General features: G+C 68.5%; 19 protein-coding genes. 9 read left to right on the plus strand and 10 right to left on the minus strand.

The features are described 5' to 3' along the window. Positions 1-162 precede the first annotated feature (162 nt). The gene (gene rsmA / locus ACWEQQ_RS21165; protein WP_354836082.1) at positions 163-1,044 is read left to right on the plus strand and encodes a 16S rRNA (adenine(1518)-N(6)/adenine(1519)-N(6))-dimethyltransferase RsmA; all 882 of its coding nucleotides are present in this window, start codon (positions 163-165) and stop codon (positions 1,042-1,044) included. Positions 1,045-1,229: 185 nt separating this feature from the next. Here the strand turns inward: rsmA and ACWEQQ_RS21170 are convergent, their stop codons facing one another. Beyond that, positions 1,230-1,703 (minus strand): hypothetical protein, encoded by a 474-nt coding sequence (locus tag ACWEQQ_RS21170; protein WP_452341424.1) that lies wholly within the window; start codon positions 1,701-1,703, stop codon positions 1,230-1,232. Between the two features lie 122 nt (positions 1,704-1,825). On the opposite strand from ACWEQQ_RS21170, the gene ACWEQQ_RS21175 reads away from it, so the two are divergent. Next, a complete protein-coding gene (locus tag ACWEQQ_RS21175) occupies positions 1,826-2,425 on the plus strand; it encodes a DUF4126 domain-containing protein (protein WP_452349384.1) in 600 nt (199 codons plus the stop codon). A gap of 8 nt (positions 2,426-2,433) precedes the next feature. On the opposite strand, the gene ACWEQQ_RS21180 is transcribed toward ACWEQQ_RS21175, so the two are convergent. From ACWEQQ_RS21180 to ACWEQQ_RS21195, 4 genes are all read right to left on the minus strand, one after another. Beyond that, complete coding sequence (locus ACWEQQ_RS21180; RefSeq protein WP_452349385.1) at positions 2,434-2,934, minus strand: LpqN/LpqT family lipoprotein; 501 nt, start codon at positions 2,932-2,934, stop codon at positions 2,434-2,436. A gap of 121 nt (positions 2,935-3,055) precedes the next feature. Beyond that, positions 3,056-5,296 carry a heavy metal translocating P-type ATPase gene (locus ACWEQQ_RS21185; protein ID WP_452349386.1) on the minus strand — a complete coding sequence of 747 codons (2,241 nt, stop codon included), beginning with the start codon at positions 5,294-5,296 and terminating at the stop codon, positions 3,056-3,058. Continuing rightward, the gene (locus ACWEQQ_RS21190; protein WP_452349387.1) at positions 5,293-6,192 is read right to left on the minus strand and encodes a hypothetical protein; all 900 of its coding nucleotides are present in this window, start codon (positions 6,190-6,192) and stop codon (positions 5,293-5,295) included. Before ACWEQQ_RS21190 ends, ACWEQQ_RS21185 begins: the two co-directional genes overlap by 4 nt. Beyond that, entirely contained in the window at positions 6,189-6,395 is a 207-nt protein-coding gene (locus ACWEQQ_RS21195) for a heavy-metal-associated domain-containing protein (RefSeq protein ID WP_452349388.1), read from the minus strand. Before ACWEQQ_RS21195 ends, ACWEQQ_RS21190 begins: the two co-directional genes overlap by 4 nt. A gap of 121 nt (positions 6,396-6,516) precedes the next feature. On the opposite strand from ACWEQQ_RS21195, the gene ACWEQQ_RS21200 reads away from it, so the two are divergent. Both ACWEQQ_RS21200 and ACWEQQ_RS21205 read left to right on the plus strand, forming a co-directional pair. Continuing rightward, the gene (locus ACWEQQ_RS21200; protein ID WP_452349389.1) at positions 6,517-7,455 is read left to right on the plus strand and encodes a 4-(cytidine 5'-diphospho)-2-C-methyl-D-erythritol kinase; all 939 of its coding nucleotides are present in this window, start codon (positions 6,517-6,519) and stop codon (positions 7,453-7,455) included. 65 nt (positions 7,456-7,520) lie between these two features. Continuing rightward, on the plus strand, positions 7,521-9,329 hold the full coding sequence (locus ACWEQQ_RS21205) for an ABC-F family ATP-binding cassette domain-containing protein (protein WP_452341430.1): 1,809 nt from the start codon (positions 7,521-7,523) through the stop codon (positions 9,327-9,329). Between the two features lie 167 nt (positions 9,330-9,496). Here the strand turns inward: ACWEQQ_RS21205 and ACWEQQ_RS21210 are convergent, their stop codons facing one another. Together ACWEQQ_RS21210 and ACWEQQ_RS21215 are read right to left on the minus strand one after the other, a co-directional pair. Then, the gene (locus ACWEQQ_RS21210; RefSeq protein WP_452349390.1) at positions 9,497-10,384 is read right to left on the minus strand and encodes an Abi-alpha family protein; all 888 of its coding nucleotides are present in this window, start codon (positions 10,382-10,384) and stop codon (positions 9,497-9,499) included. Next, positions 10,375-11,697 carry a hypothetical protein gene (locus ACWEQQ_RS21215; protein WP_354836062.1) on the minus strand — a complete coding sequence of 441 codons (1,323 nt, stop codon included), beginning with the start codon at positions 11,695-11,697 and terminating at the stop codon, positions 10,375-10,377. Before ACWEQQ_RS21215 ends, ACWEQQ_RS21210 begins: the two co-directional genes overlap by 10 nt. 346 nt (positions 11,698-12,043) lie before the next feature. On the opposite strand from ACWEQQ_RS21215, the gene ACWEQQ_RS21220 reads away from it, so the two are divergent. Together ACWEQQ_RS21220 and ACWEQQ_RS21225 are read left to right on the plus strand one after the other, a co-directional pair. Continuing rightward, complete coding sequence (locus ACWEQQ_RS21220) at positions 12,044-12,925, plus strand: DUF4393 domain-containing protein (protein ID WP_452349519.1); 882 nt, start codon at positions 12,044-12,046, stop codon at positions 12,923-12,925. An 83-nt stretch (positions 12,926-13,008) separates the two neighbouring features. Continuing rightward, complete coding sequence (locus ACWEQQ_RS21225; protein ID WP_452341434.1) at positions 13,009-13,530, plus strand: nuclear transport factor 2 family protein; 522 nt, start codon at positions 13,009-13,011, stop codon at positions 13,528-13,530. A gap of 63 nt (positions 13,531-13,593) precedes the next feature. Here ACWEQQ_RS21225 and pth read toward each other — a convergent pair whose 3' ends face one another. Next, on the minus strand, positions 13,594-14,175 hold the full coding sequence (gene pth / locus ACWEQQ_RS21230; protein ID WP_354836056.1) for an aminoacyl-tRNA hydrolase: 582 nt from the start codon (positions 14,173-14,175) through the stop codon (positions 13,594-13,596). 25 nt (positions 14,176-14,200) lie between these two features. Next, the gene (locus ACWEQQ_RS21235; RefSeq protein WP_452341435.1) at positions 14,201-14,794 is read right to left on the minus strand and encodes a 50S ribosomal protein L25/general stress protein Ctc; all 594 of its coding nucleotides are present in this window, start codon (positions 14,792-14,794) and stop codon (positions 14,201-14,203) included. Between the two features lie 426 nt (positions 14,795-15,220). Between ACWEQQ_RS21235 and ACWEQQ_RS21240 the strand changes: the two genes are divergently transcribed. Together ACWEQQ_RS21240 and ACWEQQ_RS21245 are read left to right on the plus strand one after the other, a co-directional pair. Beyond that, a complete protein-coding gene (locus tag ACWEQQ_RS21240; protein WP_452341436.1) occupies positions 15,221-15,463 on the plus strand; it encodes a hypothetical protein in 243 nt (80 codons plus the stop codon). Between the two features lie 177 nt (positions 15,464-15,640). Further along, complete coding sequence (locus ACWEQQ_RS21245; RefSeq protein ID WP_452349391.1) at positions 15,641-16,123, plus strand: hypothetical protein; 483 nt, start codon at positions 15,641-15,643, stop codon at positions 16,121-16,123. A 120-nt stretch (positions 16,124-16,243) separates the two neighbouring features. On the opposite strand, the gene ACWEQQ_RS21250 is transcribed toward ACWEQQ_RS21245, so the two are convergent. Beyond that, positions 16,244-16,900, minus strand: a complete 657-nt coding sequence (locus ACWEQQ_RS21250; RefSeq protein WP_452341438.1) for a lysophospholipid acyltransferase family protein — start codon at positions 16,898-16,900, stop codon at positions 16,244-16,246. A gap of 97 nt (positions 16,901-16,997) precedes the next feature. Between ACWEQQ_RS21250 and ACWEQQ_RS21255 the strand changes: the two genes are divergently transcribed. Beyond that, the gene (locus tag ACWEQQ_RS21255; RefSeq protein WP_452341439.1) at positions 16,998-17,567 is read left to right on the plus strand and encodes a TetR/AcrR family transcriptional regulator; all 570 of its coding nucleotides are present in this window, start codon (positions 16,998-17,000) and stop codon (positions 17,565-17,567) included. The last annotated feature ends 24 nt before the right edge of the window (positions 17,568-17,591 follow it).

Genomic DNA, 17,591 nt, shown 5'->3' on the forward strand with positions numbered 1-17,591 from the left:
ACCGTGCGACATGGCGGATTTGGTCCGGCGCGCGCGGCCGCCACGCCCGCACGAGCGAGATGGCAAATGCATAGCTAACTCCAGTGTTAGACTCCGCGCGCCATCGCCCTCGCGGTGTGACCGGGTGCCGGGTGATTCACGCAGCTTGATAGGTTTTCCAGAATGTCCGAACCCGAAGTCGCCGGTCGTGGAAAAGCCGCCCTGCTGGGGCCCGCCGAAGTGCGTGAGCTGGCCGAGCGTTTCGGCGTCCGCCCGACCAAGCAGCTCGGGCAGAATTTCGTCCACGACGCCAACACCATGCGCCGCATCGTCGCCACCGCGGGCGTCCACCGCGACGACACCGTGCTCGAGGTCGGTCCCGGCCTGGGCTCGCTGACCCTGGCGCTGCTCGACGTGGTCGACCGGGTCATCGCCGTCGAGATCGACCCGACCCTCGCGGCCCACCTGCCGCAGACCGCGGCCGCCCGCGCCCCCGAGCTCGCCGATCGGCTGACCGTCGTCCCCATGGACGCCATGAAGGTCACCCACGCCGACCTGCCCGCCGCGCCGACCGCGCTGGTGGCCAACCTGCCCTATAACGTGGCCGTACCGGTGTTGCTGCATCTGCTGGCCGAATTCCCCAGCATCCGAACCACTCTCGTCATGGTGCAGCTGGAAGTGGCCGACCGCCTCGCCGCCACTCCCGGCGGCCGCATCTACGGCGTGCCGAGCGTCAAGGCGGGCTTCTTCGGGACGGTCCGCCGCGCCGGAACCGTTGGCCGCCAGATCTTCTGGCCCGTACCCCAGGTCGAATCGGGACTGGTCCGCATCGACCGCTTCCCCGAATCCCCCTGGCCCCAGGACGAATCCTTCCGCCGGCGCGTCTACGCCGTCATCGACGCCGCCTTCGCCCAGCGCCGCAAGACCCTCCGCGCCGCCCTCGCGGGCTGGGCCGGTTCCGCCGCCGAAGCCGAAAAGCGCCTCACCGCAGCCGGAATCGCGCCCACCGCCCGCGGTGAAACCCTCGACACGGCCGCCTACGTCCGCCTCGCCCAGCAGGAATGAGCCGAAGACTCGGGTGATCAGTCCGTCGGCGCGGTCGAGCGAATTTCCGTCACACGTCCACGGGTGACCGCGCCGGCCGAAGCGGTCGACGCGGTCACGCGGAAGATCGACGTGCGGGATTCTTCGCGGTTTGCCGGCAGCGTGCGGTTATGGCACCCGGTCTGTCCGGGTGTGCTGGGTCGTGATCAGATCGGTGCGGGGACGTCGATGGTCAGCTCGGATGGGCTGGGGTTCGTGCTCACCTGGGCGGAAACCCGGCCCGAGCCTTCGAGGGTGAAGAAGGCGGCGTGCCAGCCGTAATGGCTGTCGTACTCGGTGGTTTTCGTCTCGGTCGTGCTCGTGCCGTTGTCCAGGTTCTGCATGGTGACGGTGGTGGAGACTTCGCAGCTTCCGGGCGATGCCAGCAACGAGTCGAGGGTATTGGTGTCGGGGGTGAAGTTCACCGTCACCGTGGCCGAGCTGTCGACGAAGCTATCGCCGGTTTGACCCTGATTGGCCGACAGCTGGGCGTCGGCCGTGCCCGAGCACCCCGGCGTGGAACCGGTGACCTGAGCCGAATCGAAATTCACCGGGTCCGCAGTCGCTGGACCGGCCGGTACCAAGAATGCCAACAACGGCAGGATCGGTGCTGCCGCGATCTTCAGTGCGCCTCGCTTCATGACTCTCGTCCTTCCTCACGTATACCGCGGGGATAAGGCAACTGGTCGGCAAACCGCCACTCCACGCTACTCGCCAATCGTGGTATCCGGCTCTCCGGGGCTTCGGCGCTCACACTGGGGGCATGGAGATCACGTCGGCTGTAGGGGCGGTTCTCGGGGCCTTCGGGCTCTCGGGGGCGGCGGGATTGAATGCTTGGCTGCCGCTGCTGGTGGTGGGGGTCGCGGATCGGGCCGGGTGGATCGATCTGGGGAGCTCGTACGGGTGGTTGTCGTCGACCCCGGCGTTGATCGGTATCGCGGTGCTGTTGGTGCTCGATCTCGTGGGGGACAAGATCCCGGCCTTGGATTCGGTGTTGCACGGCGTCGGGACGCTCGTGGCTCCGGTGTCGGGGGCGATCCTGTTCACGGCCGAGACCAGTCTGTCCTCGCATCTGCCGCTCGCGGTCGCCGCCGTCCTGGGCGCCGTCACCGCGGGCAGCGTCCATGCCGGTCGGACGGTGGCGCGACCGCTGGTCACGGGAACGACTGTGGGCGTGGGGAATCCAGTGGTTTCCACCGCCGAGGACGGAGTCTCACTGGCTCTCACCATTTTGGCGCTGGCGGTACCGGTGGTCGCCTTCATCGTGCTGCTGATCGTGCTGATCGGGCTGGGCCGGTTGGCATTCCGGGCGGTTCGACGGCTGCGCGGCAGGCGCGGCTCGAGCAAGCTCGAGCCGCGCTAGGCGGCGGGTCAGGCCGAGATGGACAGGCCCTGGAGCAAGGTGGTGGGGCCGGCGCCGTCGCTGTCGCTGCGGGTGGTGATGGTGAGCTGGACCAGGTACTGGCCGTTCTCGGACTCGAGGATGATGTAGCGGTTGTAGGCCCAGAGGGTGAGCTGCTCGACGTTGTAGGTGCCGGTGATGCCGGCGGACGGCCAGCCCTCGAAGTCGGTGGTGTCGGTTTCGAGGTCCTCCCAGCCGGGGAGCCGGCGGGCGTCGTCGAAGGCGTGGGTGAGCAGTTCGCGGGCATCGACGGGCGGGGTGAACGTGGCGACCAGGACGACCGCGTTGTCGGCCCAGCCGTTCACCGGGGTCTGGGTCCAGACACCGTAGGAGCCGGGGAACATGCTCGGCGGAACCTGCTGCCAGCCTTCGGGAATGCCGACGGCGACCTTGGGGGCGCCGGGAGCTGCGGGGTCGACCGGGGCGGCCTCGATCTGGGCGGCGGCCAGGTATTCGGCGATGGTGGTCAACGGGGCTCCTCGCGAGGGGACGGCGGTGGTCACCCGCCATTCAACACGATGCGACAGGGCCGCCCGGATCCGGTGATCGGGGCGGCCCTGCCGGTATCGCGGGACGAGCGATCGGTGTCCCTCATCCGCGAAAGCGGCGCAGTCGCAGGCTGTTGCTGACCACGAACACGCTGGACAGCGCCATGGCGGCGCCGGCGAGCATCGGGTTCAGCAGGCCGGCGGCGGCCAGCGGGATGGCGGCCACGTTGTAACCGAAGGCCCAGAACAGATTTCCCTTGATCGTCCGCAGCGTGGCCCGCGACAGCTTGATCGAGGTCGGCACCGCGCGCAGGTCGTCACGCACCAGGGTGAGATCGGCGGCCTGGATGGCGACGTCGGTCCCGGTGCCCATGGCCAGGCCCAGATCGGCCTGGGCCAGGGCGGCCGCGTCATTGACGCCGTCGCCGACCATGGCGACCACCTTGCCCTCGTACTGCAGCTGCTTGACCACGTCCAGCTTGTCGCTGGGCAGCACCTCTGCGATGACCTGCTCGATGCCCACCTGATCCGCGACCGTGCGGGCGGTGGCCGCATTGTCGCCGGTCAGCAGCACCGGGGTGAGGCCGAGCGCCTTCATCTCCGAGATCGCCTGGGCGCTGGTGGGTTTCACCGCGTCGGCGATGACCAGCACGCCGCGCGCCTGCCCGTCCCAGGCCACCAGAATGGCTGTCCTGCCCGCCCGCTCGGCCCGGATCTTGGCGTCCGCCAAGGACTCCGGCAGCGCGATGGACCAGTCCTCGAGCAACTCGACGCGTCCGATGACCACCGCCCGCTCGCCGACCAGACCCTGCACACCCTTGCCGCCGTGGCTGACGAACTGCTCCACCTGCTCGGTGTCGAGTCCGCGCTCGGCCGCACCGGCGACCACGGCCCTGGCGACCGGGTGCTCGGAGCCGTGCTCGACGGCCGCGGCCACCGACAGCAGCTCGTCGGCATCCACGCCGGCGCCCGGAATCGCCTCGGCGAGCGTCATCTTGCCGGTGGTGACGGTGCCGGTCTTGTCCAGCACCACGGTGTCGATGCGCCGCGTCGACTCCAGCACCTGCGGGCCCTTGATCAGGATGCCCAGCTGCGCGCCGCGTCCGGTGCCCACGAGCAGAGCCGTGGGCGTGGCCAAGCCGAGGGCGCACGGGCAGGCGATGATCAGCACCGCCACCGCCGCGCCGAACGCGGTCGCCACGGCCGCGCCGGTGCCGAGCCAGAAGCCCAGCGCCGCCACCGCGATCGCGATGACGATCGGCACGAACACGCCCGCCACCTGATCGGCCAGCCGCTGCACGGGAGCCTTGCCGTTCTGTGCCTCCTCCACCAGCGCCGCCATCTGCGCCAGCTGGGTGTCCGCGCCGACCCGCGTGGCGCGCACGGTCAGCAGGCCGCCCGCGTTCACGGTCGCGCCCACCACCTGATCACCGGGACCCACCTCGACCGGCACCGATTCGCCGGTCAGCATGCTCATGTCGAGCGCCGAACTGCCGCTCACCACCACACCGTCGGTGGCGACCTTCTCGCCGGGACGAACCAGGAACTCCTCGCCGACCCGCAGATCGCCGACGGGGATGCGGGTTTCGACACCGGCCCGCAGCACCGACACGTCCTTCGCGCCCAGCTCCAGCAGCGCCCGCAGCGCGGATCCCGCCTTCTCCTTGGACCGGGTCTCGAAGTAGCGGCCCGCCAGAATCGCGGTGATCAGCGTCGCCGCCACCTCGAAGTACAGCGCCGACGACGAGTCGCCGCGCTCGATGGCCAGGATGAACGGGTGCTTCATGCCGGGCATGCCGGCCGTGCCCCAGAACAGCGCGTACACCGACCAGCCGAAGGCGGCCAGCGTGCCCAGCGAGATCAGCGTGTCCATGGTGGCCGCGCCGTGCTTGGCGTTCACCCACGCGGCCCGGTGGAACTGCGACCCGCCCCACACCACGATGGGCGCGGTCAGGGTCAGCGACAGCCACTGCCAGTTGGTGAACTGCAGCAGCGGGAACATGCCCATGGCGACCACGGGCACGGCCAGCGCCAGCGTCACCAACAGCCTGTGCCGCAACTGATCCGCCGCCGACGGGGCCGAATCGGATTCGGCCGCCTCGGTTTTCACCGGTTCGGTGTGGTGCACGGCGGCGGTGTAGCCGGTGTCGACGACCTTGGCGATCAGGTCATCGGTCGTCACCGACTCCGGGAAGCTGACCTTCGCCTTCTCGGTCGCGTAGTTCACGGACGCGGTGACGCCGTCCATGCGGTTGAGCTTCTTCTCGATCCGGGCCGCGCAGGAGGCACAGGTCATCCCACCGATATCGAGTTCGATCGAACGCTCGGGCGCCGGGGCGCTCATGAGTGACCTCCTCCGTGGTGGGCGGGCGCATCCGAATCGGATGCGGCAGTGGATGCTTCGTCGGTGAATTCCGCGGTGTGCACCGCGCCGCCGTGCTGGAAGTCCAGGTACAGGCGGTAGTTGCCGTCACTCGGTGCTTCGGCGTGGAAGACGACATCGGGGCCGGGTGCGGTCTTGCCGACCTCGCCCTCGGGGTGGACGTGCAGGTAGGCCAGGTCCGTGGCCCGCAGCGCTACCAGGTGAGCGTACGCGCCCAGGTAGGGCTGCAGATCGGTCACCGGCTTGCCGTCGCGGGTGACGGTGAAGGTGAGTTCGCTGCCCGCGGTGGTCAGGTCACCGTCGAGGGTGACACGGTAGCCGTCCACCTCGGCGGTCTTCGCGACCGCCGGCAGTGGCTTGCCGGTCACGTTCCCCGCGACCGCGATGGTGCGGCTGAGCACCAGTTCGCCGGGCCCGCCGGCGGGGGAGAAGTCGGCGAACACGCGGTAGCTGCCGGGTTCGGCCCACTTCCAGTCGATGGACCAGGTGCCGTCGGCCGCCCGGGTCGGATGCACGTGCCGGAACTGGCTCGCGTCCGAGCGGACCACGATCAGGTGCAGGTCCTTCTCGTGCAGGTCGTCGTAGCGGGTGACGGCGCCCTGCGGTCCGGTGATCCGGAATTGCAGTGCGCCTTGCTGATCGGGGGCGGCGGGGGCGCTGATATCGCCGAGGGTGTAGCCGGAGAGGCTGTCCTGCAGGCCCGTCGCCGCGGCGGCTTCGTGCCGACTGTGGTCGGGGGCGGCCTCGGCCGGGGCCGCGCCGGACCGGTCGCCCACCAGGGCGCCGATGCCGAGCGCGGCTCCGAACAAGACGACCAGTCCGCCGCCGAAGGCGGCGAACTTCAGCCGATCGTTCACACCGTCACCTCGTAACCCGCTTCGTCGACGGCGGCGACCACATCGGCGTCGGCGAGCGCGGCGCCGGACTCGACGGTGACCAGGCCGGTGGCGAGATCCACATCCACGCTGGTGACACCGTCGATCTTGCCGATCTCCTGCTGCACCGAACCGACGCAGTGGCCGCAGGTCATGCCGGTGACGGTGTAGGTGCTGGTGGCCATGGTGGTCTCCTTCGCTCGCTGTTCATACGGTGAGGGGGTATCCCCGACATCCAGAAACATACCCCCCATGGGTACCCTGCGCAAGTATTCGAACGGGAAATCTGTCGACTAGGCTGTGCGCGTGCTCTCAGTTGTGCCCAGCCCCCTCGTCGTGCGCGCGCCCGCGAAGGTGAATCTGCACCTCGGGGTGGGCGACCTGCGCGAGGACGGCTACCACGACCTCACCACGGTGTTCCAGGCGTTATCGCTCAGCGACGACGTGCAGATCTCGCCGTCCTCGGCGCTACGCGTCAAGGTTGTCGGTGAGGGGGCCGACGAGGTTCCCACCGATCGCGGCAATCTGGTCTGGCAGGCCGCCGTCAAGCTGGCCGATATGGCCGGACGCGCCCCGCTGGTGGAATTCGCCATCACCAAGGGCATTCCGGTGGCGGGCGGCATGGCCGGCGGTAGCGCCGACGCCGCGGCGGCCCTGGTCGGTCTGAACGACCTGTGGGAACTCGGCCTCGGGCGCACCGAATTGTCCGATATCGCAGCCGAACTCGGCAGCGACGTCCCCTTCTCCCTGCACGGCGGCACCGCCCTCGGCCGCGGCCGCGGCGAGGAACTGCTGCCGGTGTTGTCCCGCAACACCTTTCACTGGGTGCTGGCCCTGGCCAAGGACGGCTTGTCCACCCCGGCCGTCTTCCGCGAACTCGACCGCCTGCGCGAAGTCGGCGACCCGCCGCGACTCGGCAGCCCGGAGGAGCTGTTGCAGGCGCTGGCCTCCGGCGAGGCCAAACAGCTCGCCCCGCTGCTCGGCAACGACCTCCAGGCCGCGGCGCTCTCGCTGAAACCCGAACTGCGCCGCACCCTGCGCGCGGGCGTCACCGCCGGAGCCCTCGCGGGCATCGTCTCCGGCTCCGGCCCGACCTGCGCCTTCCTGTGCGAGGGCGAGGAGGCCGCGGTCACCGTCGCCGCCGAACTCGCGGGCGCCGGAGTCAGCCGCAGCGTCCGTACCGCCCACGGCCCGGTCCCGGGCGCCCGCCGCATCACCGATTCCCCGGACGCCGCCAAGCGCTGACATCGGGGTGGTCCCGGTCGCTCGGTAGGCTTGCCCAGGGCAAGCATCGACGACACAGAGGATTCATGGCCAATCTGATCAACCTGGAAGCGGTCTCCAAGAGCTTCGGTATCAAGCCGCTGCTCGACAAAATCTCTCTCGGGGTTCAGGAGGGGGAGCGGATCGGTGTCGTCGGTCTCAACGGCGGTGGCAAAACCACGCTGCTGGAAGTGCTGACCGGAATCGAGGAGCCCGACTCGGGGCGCGTCAGCCGTCGCGGTGATCTGCGCATGGCCGTCGTCACCCAGCGCGGCATGCTGCCCGAGGGCGCGACCGTCGGCGAGGTCGTGCTCGCGGGCCTGGCCGAGGATCAGCGCACCGACGGTGTCGCCGAACACGAATGGGCCGCCAATCCGCGCATCCGGTCCGTGGTCGAGGGCATCGGCATCGCCGACCTCGGCATGGACACCCCCGTGGCCAACCTCTCCGGCGGCGAGCGCCGCCGCACCGCCCTGGCCGCCGCCCTGGTCCGCGACCTCGACCTGCTGGTCCTCGACGAGCCCACCAACCACCTCGATGTCGAGGGCGTGCAGTGGCTGGCCGAGCACCTGCTGAACCGCCGCAGCGCGCTGGTGGTCGTCACCCACGACCGCTGGTTCCTCGACACCGTCGCCACCCGCACCTGGGAGGTGCAGGGCGGCCGGGTCGAGACCTACGAGGGCGGCTACAACGACTGGATCTTCGCCCGTGCCGAACGTGTCCGCCAGGCCGACGCCAGCGAGGCCCGCCGCCAGAACCTGGCCCGCAAGGAACTCGCGTGGCTGCGCCGCGGCGCGCCCGCCCGGACCTCCAAGCCGCGCTACCGCATCGAGGCCGCCGAGGCCCTGATCGCGAATGTGCCGCCGCCGCGCGACACCGTCGAGCTGGCCTCCTTCGCGCGAAAGCGCCTGGGCCGCGTGGTGATCGAGCTCGAGGACGCCACCCTCGCCACCCCGGACGGCCGGGAACTGGTGACCGATCTGACCTGGCGGCTCGCCCCGGGCGAACGCGTCGGCCTGGTCGGCGTGAACGGGTCGGGCAAGACCACGCTGCTGCGCGCGCTCGCCGGCGACGCGGACCCGAAGTCCGGCAAGCGGATCCAGGGCCAGACCGTCAAGATCGGCTGGCTGCGTCAGGAACTCGACGACCTGCCGCTGAACATGCGCTTGCTGGAGGCGGTCCAGGACGTGGCGCAGCGCATGATGCTGGGTGACAAGGAGATCAGCGCCGGCCAGCTGGCCGAGCGGCTCGGCTTCACCCCGGCCAAGCAGCGCACCCCGGTCGGCGACCTGTCCGGTGGCGAACGCCGCCGCCTGCAGCTGACCCGCATCCTCATGGCCGAGCCCAATGTGCTGCTGCTCGACGAGCCCACCAACGACCTCGACATCGACACCCTCCAGCAGCTCGAGGACATGCTCGACGGCTGGGCGGGCACCCTGGTGGTGATCTCCCACGACCGCTACCTGATCGAGCGCATCTGCGACTCCACCTGGGCGCTGTTCGGCGACGGCAAGCTCACCAACCTGCCCGGCGGCATCGAGGAGTATCTGCGCAAGCGCGCCGGCCTCACCGCGGGCAAGACGGCCGCTCCGGTCAGGGCCGCGTCCCCGGCCGGCGCGAATTCCGCCGCCCCGGCGACGGATTCGGCCGCCTACCGCGCGGCCCGCAAGGAGCTGGCCAAGCTGGAACGCGCTCTGGAAAAACTCACCGACCGCGAGGACAAGCTGCACGCGGCCCTGGCCGAGGCGGCCACCGAGCCGGACAAGCTGGTCACGCTCGGCGCGGAACTCAAGCAGGTACAAGCGGAAAAGGAAGCCACCGAGGAGCGCTGGCTCGAGTTGGCCGACAATGGCTAGCCCGCCTCCCCGAGCCTTCAGCGGGCTGCGGTAGTCGTTATCCGCCACGCATCCGTGCCGGCGGTTGGGGGGCGAACCGATTTTGGACGTACCCGGTGAGTTACCCCAACCGTCACGAAATCAGTTGTCGCCCTGGCATACGCGTTGCGCGGGGCGCAACCGGAGCTTTACCCGTGCTGTTCGAGCACCTGCGGGTCCAGGGACGGGACTGGGAGGCAGGTGCGGGTGAATCCAGCGCCGAACGAGGTCAATTCGATCGTCCGGTACATCACCTTGGTGCCGAAGCTGGCTCGCTTGAGCAGCCGGCGTACCTCCGGCATGGCCTCGAGCAACTGGTAGCGGTTCGGATTGCCCAGTGCCTCGCGGGTGATGTCGATCAGGCCCAGCCGGTCCAGATTCGTCAGGTATTCATCGATCCGGTTCGGATACCGCAGCGCCGCATCCTCGCCCAGCAGGTTGAAAACGCCACGGTAGGCGGTCCGCCCGGTCTTCACCTCCACCGCGGGCTGCGGCCCGTCCAGGTACAGGTGCCGCACCACGCGCGCCTCGTCGGGCGCGAGCTCGCCCAGGATGCGGGCGTAGGCGGTGTGATGGTGGTTGTCGTCCTCGGTGTGGAAATCGGCGGAGCGGCGCAGCAATTCGGCGCCGCGGGCGCGCAGCACGCTGGCGGGACTGGACTCGGGGGCGATCTCGGCGGCCTCGGGCGCGGTCACGCCCAGCGCCTGCCGGACCGAATGCCGCACCTGCGCACCGGCATCGGAGAGGATCTCGCGCGGCGGCTGCCCGGCCATGCTGCCGCGCAGCACCACCGAGGTCACGCCCAGCGCGGTCTGCAGGCTCCAGAAGCTCGCCTCGACCGCGGCCGACATCGCCACTCGCACCACCCCGGTGGCGGCGCGCACCGGCCCGGCCGCGCCCCGGCGCTCGGTCGTGTCGATCGGCACCGGCAGCGGCGCGGCCTGGCGAACAGCGATGTCGGTGCCGGTATCGGCGGGATCGTCCTCGCCCGAACCTGATTCGGCGCGCCCACCGGTGGACGGGTCGGTCATATCCATGAGGTGGCCACTCCTGTTCCGAAGATCAGGAGGTGAGCGTAACCGGCGAACAGGCCCAGCGCGCCGCCATGGACGAACAAAAGCCATTCGTCCTGTTTGATGGCCGAACGCAGCATGTCCACGAACTCCGGCGGGGGCAGCGCCGACATTTGTTTGGCGATGTACTCCTGCACCTGCTTGCCCTGCTGCACATTGAAGGCCGGGTCGGCGAAGGCGATCGGCGCGATGGTCATCGCCTCGGAGGTGAAGGTGTCCTGCAGCGAGTCGTACTCGCGGCTGCCCAGCGCGAACTTGACCACCGATCGGGCCGGTCCGAGCGCCCGGTCGGCCGCCGGCTTGAGGGTGTCCTGGAGCATCTGCATGGTGCGGTCGGCACGCGGACCGTTGAGCAGCTCGTCACCGATATTGGCGACCGTCATGATCTCGCTGGCCACCAGGGCCGCGTACCCCTCGGTGATCTCCGGCTGCCGCTTGATGAGCAGGCCCTGCCGCCACGGGCACCACCACTTCGGGTAGGCCGGTTCGAAGATCAGGTTGATGCCGATCCAGTTCACCACCCAGCCGATGATCACCCCGCCGACCGGCAGCACCACCAGCGACGACCAGCCGGTGAAGTGCAGGATGGCGACCAGCACCAGACCCATGGGCGCACCGAAGTAGAAGCCGAAGTTCTGCATGAATCGCAGTTCCTTGGCGCCCAGCACCTGGAACACGGAGTTCAGCATCTGCGGCCGCGCCTGGAAGTAGCGAATGGTCATCGACTTGACGTCCAGCAGCTGATCGATGTTCTTGCCGAGTTCATCGGTGAGTTCCCGGAGAATATCGGGCAACTGTTCGCGCACGCGGCTGTGCACCATCTCACGCAGACCGGTCGGCAGGTTGTACCAGAGCTGCGGGTGTTCGCGCTTCAGGATGTCCTCGACAATGTCGCGAATCTGAAGGTCCGCAATTTCAACAAAATGTTCAGCGAGCTTGTCGGGTTCCAGTTCCCGATAGAAATCCGCGACGCTGCCGAGTTTCGCCAGCCCTTTGTCCACCGCGATGCTGGCCATCTTGTCCGCCCGCGACGGCACGATCCCCTGCCAGCCGATCCGGCCGTCGTACTGCAGCAACGGCAGCACCTGAATGCGCTTGGGCAGCAATGGAAACAACGCCGCCAGCCCCGGCAGCCGGAATCCGTGGAACCGGATCGGCTTGAACAGCATGAGCACACCGGTCCAGTTGGTGATATAGCCGATCACACCCGTGAACAACGGGATGGTGATCAATTCCAAGAGGATGGTCGGACGCACCCCAAAAACACTTTCCAGCACGACACCCTCCTGCCGACCCGCAACGCACCGCCGTTGGCGTTGACAACCCCTCGGCGGTTCGGACCTTACTGGTTCTTTAGGAATCGAGTCCAGCGGGGAGTGTCTGAGTCGGAGATCTCAGTCACACTGGCCGGGCTCGATGTTCCTCTCTCTCGATAGGAACACGAGAATGGCACGGACCACATCCATATCGCGCGCTGTGCGGTCGTGTTGGGGGTCATGTGCGTCGTTCTGCGGCGGACGTGGACTGGGGTAACCTTCGTCTGGCTCGCGGGTTCAACGTGCCCGAAGGTCCGTCGGGGGCAATAATCTGTGGACGATTGTGTTCACCTGGCGATATTCGGAGATGGACGTGGCGGAAGACAGGATCCCGGGGCAGGACGTGGCCCGTCCGGGACCCCGTGCCGTGGAACGCAGTTCGGATGTGGAGAAGCGGCAGATCAGCAATGAGGCCCGGCTGATCCGCGGCGCCTTCCGGGCCGCCGGCCTGGCGGTCGGCACCGCGGTGCGGGGGACCGAGTGGGCGGTCGGCACCAGCTTCGAGATCACCAAACAGCTGACCCAGGCCGCGCTGGACGGCGAGTCGTCGGCCGATATCGCCGAGCGCACGGGGGCGGCGCTGCGGTCCATCGCGCGTAGCGCGCTCGGTGTCACCGAGGGTTCGGTGCGCGAGATCGTCAGTTACGTACCGACTCCCATGGGCGCGCCGCAGCAGGCCATCACCAACGGCCTGGTGCGCTCGGTCACCAACGAGGACCTGCGCCGGCGCGGCGACGCGCTGCTGGCCCGGTCTGCCGACGTCTATTTCACCGAGGACGTGCACCCGGCCTACGACCGGATCCTCGATCAGCTCGCCCCCGACGAGGCCCGGATTCTGCGCTTCATGGCGCTGCAGGGTCCGCAGCCGTCGGTGGACGTCCGTACCAACCGGCCGCTGGGCATCGGTTCCGAACTGGTCGCAGGGGACCTGACCTCGGTTCCGGAGCAGTCCGGCGTCCGCTACCCGGACCGGGCCCGGCACTACCTGATCAATCTGAACCGCCTCGGCCTCACCATGACCTCGGAAGATCCGGTCGTTTTGTCGCGATACATGGTGCTCGAGGTGCAGCCCGTCGTGGAGCAGGCGCTGAAGAAGGCCGGTCGCGTGCCCAAGATCGTGCGAAAGAGTCTGCGACTGACCGAGTTCGGCGAGGATTTCTGCAACACCTGCTTCAGCATCAACGGCTGAGTCGGTATCCGGCTGATAGCGATCTGGTACAAATCCGTGCCGATCCCTGAAGGTTTCCTACACCTGATGGGATGGTTGAAGGTATGGATTCCGATGCCGTCGCGGCGATCAGCCGGCTGAAGTTCCGTTACCTGCGCGCGCTCGACACGAAGGCGTGGGAGGAGTTCGCCGACACGATGATTCCGGAGGCCACCGCCACCTACAGCGAGTACCTCCAGTTCGAATCGCGCGACGCCTTCCTGGCCTTCATGCGCAACACCCTGGGCCCGCACGTCATCACCGAACACCGCTGCGACCACCCGGAAATCGACGTTCACGGCGACGAGGCGACCGGCACCTGGTACCTGGCCGACACCGTCCTCATCCCGGGGCACAACATGCTGCTCCGCGGCGCGGCGTTCTATACGGACCGCTACGTCCGCTGCGACGACGGGCAGTGGCGCATCGCGCACACCGGATACGAGCGCACCTATGAGGTGGTGCTGTCGCTGTCGGATCTGCCCAGCCTGCGCCTGACCTCGAGCCGCTGGGGGCTGATCGCCCGCGAACCCGCGGAATCGCCGCGCACCGAACCCAGCTCGGACGGGACGGCCACGATGGGCTGACGGCATCGGGTCGCTGCTCACCACAGCGAACGTGTCACTTCCCGGCGCCGAATGCGTTGTGCGTCAGTGCAGCTGGTTCTGCGCGGTTTCCAAGCCCACGCGCAGCAGCAGTTCGACCGCGTCGGCGGTCTGCTCGACGATCACCGGAACCTCTTTGCGTTCCGGCGCGGAGAAGGGCTTGAGGACGTAGTCCGCGGGATCCTGGCGGCCCGGCGGGCGGCCGATGCCGAAGCGGACGCGCAGATAGTCCTTGGTGGTGAGGGCCTGCGAGATGGAGCGCAGCCCATTGTGCCCGCCCTCGCCGCCACCGCGCTTGAGACGGATGGCGCCGAAGGGGAGGTCGAGCTCGTCGTGGACGACGATCACCTCGGTGGCGGGCACGGAGAAGAATTTGGCCAGCGCCGCGACGGGCCGCCCGGACAGGTTCATGTAGGTGCGCGGCTTGGCCAGCAGCACCTTGCGCCCGTCCAGGCGGGCCTCGAGCAGATCCGCGCCGGACTTCTTGTGCACGGTGAAACGGCCGCCGACGCGCTCCGCGAGCACATCGGCGACCAGGAAACCGACATTGTGCCGGGTGCGCTCGTATTCGGATCCGGGATTACCCAGACCGACCACCAGCGCGGGCCCGGCCGTTGCCTCGGTCATCGAGAACCGTTGTGGGAGTAGGGAGTTACTCCGCGGCTTCCTCGGAAGCGGCGGCCTCTTCCTCGGCGGCGGCGGCCGGGGCGGCGATGATGTTGACGATCAGGGCCTCGGCGTCACCGGCCAGGGTGACACCCTTCGGCAGCTCGATCTGGCCGGCGGTGATCTGGGTGCCGGCCTCGGCGCCCTCGATCGAGACCTCGATGGACTCGGGGATGTTCAGCGCCTCGGCCTCGATGGACAGGGTGGTGGCGTCCTGGGTGACCAGGGTGCCGGAGGCGGCATCGCCGACCAGGGCGACGAGCACGTCGGCGGTGACCTTCTCGCCGCGGCGCACGATCAGCAGGTCGGCGTGCTCGATGTAGCGGCGGATCGGGTGGACGACGACCGACTTGGTCAGCGCCAGCTGCTTCTTGCCGTTGATGTCGAGGTTCAGGACGGCGTTGGTGCCGTGCTCACGCAGGATGGCAGCGAACGCCTGGGCGTTCACCGACAGGTGCTGCGGCTCCTCGTTGTGGCCGTAGAGCACGGCCGGGACATTGCCGTCGCGGCGGGTACGGCGGGCAGCGCCCTTACCGAACTCGGTGCGTACGGTGGCTTCGAGAAGGTTGGCGTCGGACATGACTGTCTACTCCCTACGGCTCGTCCGGCTGTAATGTCAGCGTGTCGCCAGGCGACGGGGGCCGCCCTGGCTGAGGTTGGTCTGCTCGTCGGCGAAGACCAACATGGACGGCCGTATAGGCCGAGCCGCGTCGATCACGGTGGGCAATTGGGTGCCGCACCCTCGCCGAGACAACCTGACGACTCTAACACGCGGCCGGAACGGCTCTGCGCCACCCCCTCGATGGCCGGGTGCGGGGCGTGCGTTCCCAGGAATTGCACAGGAATATTTTCACTCTTGTTTCCCGCAATCTGACACACTACCATTTCGCATCACTCCGCCTCGCGGGGAATGCTTTGCGCCGTAGGGAAATGTGCCCCCATTTCCGGTGCCGGGCAATTCGAACGACACGCTGAGTAGCGTGTCTTCCGAGTAAGGATCAGTTTGATGAAGAACATCCGCCGGTTCGGTCTGAGTGCCGTGGGCATCGCCGCCGTCTCCGCCACCGTCGCCCTCACCGCCCCGGTCGCCGCGGCCGATTCGAATGCCAACTGCCCCCCGTCCACCCCGGGCGGAACCAGCACCGGCAGCAGCTCGGCCACCCTGGGCCCGCTCGTCAACAACATTCTGAGCAGCCTGGGCGCCCACGGCACTTCGACGGCCAGCGGCACCGCTACCTCGGTCGGCTGACGAAACCGGACTGAACCGGCGGTCGGTTATCTGTTTGCCTCGCTGTCGTGACCGGTTCGGGTGGTCGTCATCGCTTTCCGCGGTAATACCGGTTCCGGTAGCGGAGACGCCACTCCGGTGCTAGGCAATTTGATCGGCACGCTGAGTAGCTTGTCTTCGAAGTAAGGAAACAGATACATGAAGAACATCCGCCGGTTCGGTCTGAGCGCTGCGGGCATCGCCGCCATCTCCGCCACCGCCGCCCTCGCCGCCCCGTTCGCCGCCGCGGACACCTCCAGCAACGGTATGACCGTGGTCGGCAGCAACTTCCAGACCGGCACGGCGTACACCATCAACATCATCACCGGCGTTCCCGGCGTCACCGCCAACGTGTACGACACCAACGCCTCCAACACCACGGTGTCGGTCGGCTCGGCGACCTCCTCGGGCTCCACCCAGGCGTCCGTGCAGTGGACCCCGGCCACCTCGGGCTCGCATCACCTGTGGGTGGTACTGAGCGGCGGCTCCCAGTCGGTGCCGACCTCCGGCCCGGTGGATGTCACCGTCTCCGACCCCTCGACGACGACCACCACCACGACGGGAACCGGTAGCGCGGGCTCGCTGATCCCGCTGATCAGCAACCTCCTGAGCAGCCTCGGCGCCTCCTCCCCGGTGAGCTGACGTTCTGGCTGGCGGCCGGTTGCCCGGAACCCGCGCGGGGGTCCGAGCAACCGGCCGTTCTGTTTTCCCGGGCCGTCTCGATATCCGCGGCCCTATCGATTACGCGGCGTCGGCGACCTGCTACGCGGCCTTGAACGTGGCCGCGTAGCAATCGACGTACGGGCGGCCGGAGCGGCGCACGATATCCGCCATCAGCTCGTCGGTGGCCCGGCGCACGGCCGGCGGATCGGCGGGCGGGATATAGCGCGGGTGGCCGAAGGAGATGCCCACCTTGGCCGGGCGCAGCAAACGCCGATTGCGCGGATTGACCCGATCGGTGCCGGACAGTACGACCGGGATGACGGGAGCGCCGGTCTCCATGGCGACGCGGACCGCGCCGGTGCGTCCCCGGTAGACGCGGCCATCGGGTGAGCGGGTCCCTTCCGGGTGAATGCCCCAGATACCGCCCGACCTGAGAATGCGGACCGCGGCGGCCAGTGAATCCGATCCCGCGGTGCCGCCGCTGCGATCCACCGGCACCTGGCCGGTGGCATTCATGACGAAGCGTTTGATGCGGCCGCGGAAGCCGCTCCCGGTGAAGTACTCCTGCTTGGCGATGAAGGTGACCCTGCGGCGCAGCACCAGGCACAGGTAGAACGAGTCCACCACGGCCAGATGGTTCGCCGCGATGATCACCGGTCCGTCCTTCGGAACATGGTGCAGCCCTTCGATCTTCGGTCGCCCGAGGAGTCGCAGCACCGGCCCCACCAATACCTGCTTCAGTAGCCAGTACCACATGGAATGCCTCCCGAATCGCGGCCGTAGACAATGTCTACTCACTGTTCCTACCGGACCGGAGTAGACACTGTCTACCCCTATCGGGAGAATGTGACGCATGACTTCGCTGGAGCCGCTGCGGGAACGCCTGGTGACCGCGGGTGTCGCCCTGCTCGAGGAGGTCGGCTCCGCCGAGCTCGGCCTCCGCGCCATCGCCCGTGAGGCGGGGGTCTCGCACGGCGCCCCCCGGAGGTATTTCCCCACCCACAGTGCCCTGCTGGCCGCCATCGCCGCGCGTGGCTACGCCGACCTGCGGACCGAAATCGATGCGGTGCAGGGTGATACGGCGCCGGCGCGGGTGCGGCGCACCTGCCTGGCCTACATCGGTTTCGCGGCCGCGCGGCCGGAGATGTTCACCCTCATGTTCCGCCACGACCTGCTGGAGGGCGCGGGCGAGAACCTGCGGGCGAACACAACCCTGCCCATGTTCGCGAGCTGGCGGGCACTGGTCGCCGAGTGCGTGCGCGACGGCGCGGACGAGCGGGCCCTGAGCCTGTGGACCCAGCTGCACGGCATCGCGGTGGTGGTCGCGAATCGCAGTATCGAGGCGATCGCGCCGGGGGCCGATATCGATGCGCTGGTCGCGCAGGCTGTCGCCCGGCACCTCGCAGGGCAAACCGGCGAATAGCGTGCCGGACCCGGACGGCGCTGG

It is taken from the genome of Nocardia sp. NPDC004123, assembly GCF_053603795.1.

Excerpts from the sequence above, each read along its gene's own strand:
- rsmA (WP_354836082.1), top strand. The coding sequence starts at position 163 with ATGTCCGAACCCGAAGTCGCCGGTCGTGGAAAAGCCGCCCTGCTGGGG.
- ACWEQQ_RS21170 (WP_452341424.1), bottom strand. The coding sequence starts at position 1,703 with ATGAAGCGAGGCGCACTGAAGATCGCGGCAGCACCGATCCTGCCGTTG.
- ACWEQQ_RS21175 (WP_452349384.1), top strand. The coding sequence starts at position 1,826 with ATGGAGATCACGTCGGCTGTAGGGGCGGTTCTCGGGGCCTTCGGGCTC.
- ACWEQQ_RS21185 (WP_452349386.1), bottom strand. The coding sequence starts at position 5,296 with ATGAGCGCCCCGGCGCCCGAGCGTTCGATCGAACTCGATATCGGTGGG.
- ACWEQQ_RS21195 (WP_452349388.1), bottom strand. The coding sequence starts at position 6,395 with ATGGCCACCAGCACCTACACCGTCACCGGCATGACCTGCGGCCACTGC.
- ACWEQQ_RS21205 (WP_452341430.1), top strand. The coding sequence starts at position 7,521 with ATGGCCAATCTGATCAACCTGGAAGCGGTCTCCAAGAGCTTCGGTATC.
- ACWEQQ_RS21210 (WP_452349390.1), bottom strand. The coding sequence starts at position 10,384 with ATGGATATGACCGACCCGTCCACCGGTGGGCGCGCCGAATCAGGTTCG.
- ACWEQQ_RS21220 (WP_452349519.1), top strand. The coding sequence starts at position 12,044 with ATGGACGTGGCGGAAGACAGGATCCCGGGGCAGGACGTGGCCCGTCCG.
- ACWEQQ_RS21225 (WP_452341434.1), top strand. The coding sequence starts at position 13,009 with ATGGATTCCGATGCCGTCGCGGCGATCAGCCGGCTGAAGTTCCGTTAC.
- pth (WP_354836056.1), bottom strand. The coding sequence starts at position 14,175 with ATGACCGAGGCAACGGCCGGGCCCGCGCTGGTGGTCGGTCTGGGTAAT.
- ACWEQQ_RS21235 (WP_452341435.1), bottom strand. The coding sequence starts at position 14,794 with ATGTCCGACGCCAACCTTCTCGAAGCCACCGTACGCACCGAGTTCGGT.
- ACWEQQ_RS21240 (WP_452341436.1), top strand. The coding sequence starts at position 15,221 with ATGAAGAACATCCGCCGGTTCGGTCTGAGTGCCGTGGGCATCGCCGCC.
- ACWEQQ_RS21245 (WP_452349391.1), top strand. The coding sequence starts at position 15,641 with ATGAAGAACATCCGCCGGTTCGGTCTGAGCGCTGCGGGCATCGCCGCC.
- ACWEQQ_RS21250 (WP_452341438.1), bottom strand. The coding sequence starts at position 16,900 with ATGTGGTACTGGCTACTGAAGCAGGTATTGGTGGGGCCGGTGCTGCGA.
- ACWEQQ_RS21255 (WP_452341439.1), top strand. The coding sequence starts at position 16,998 with ATGACTTCGCTGGAGCCGCTGCGGGAACGCCTGGTGACCGCGGGTGTC.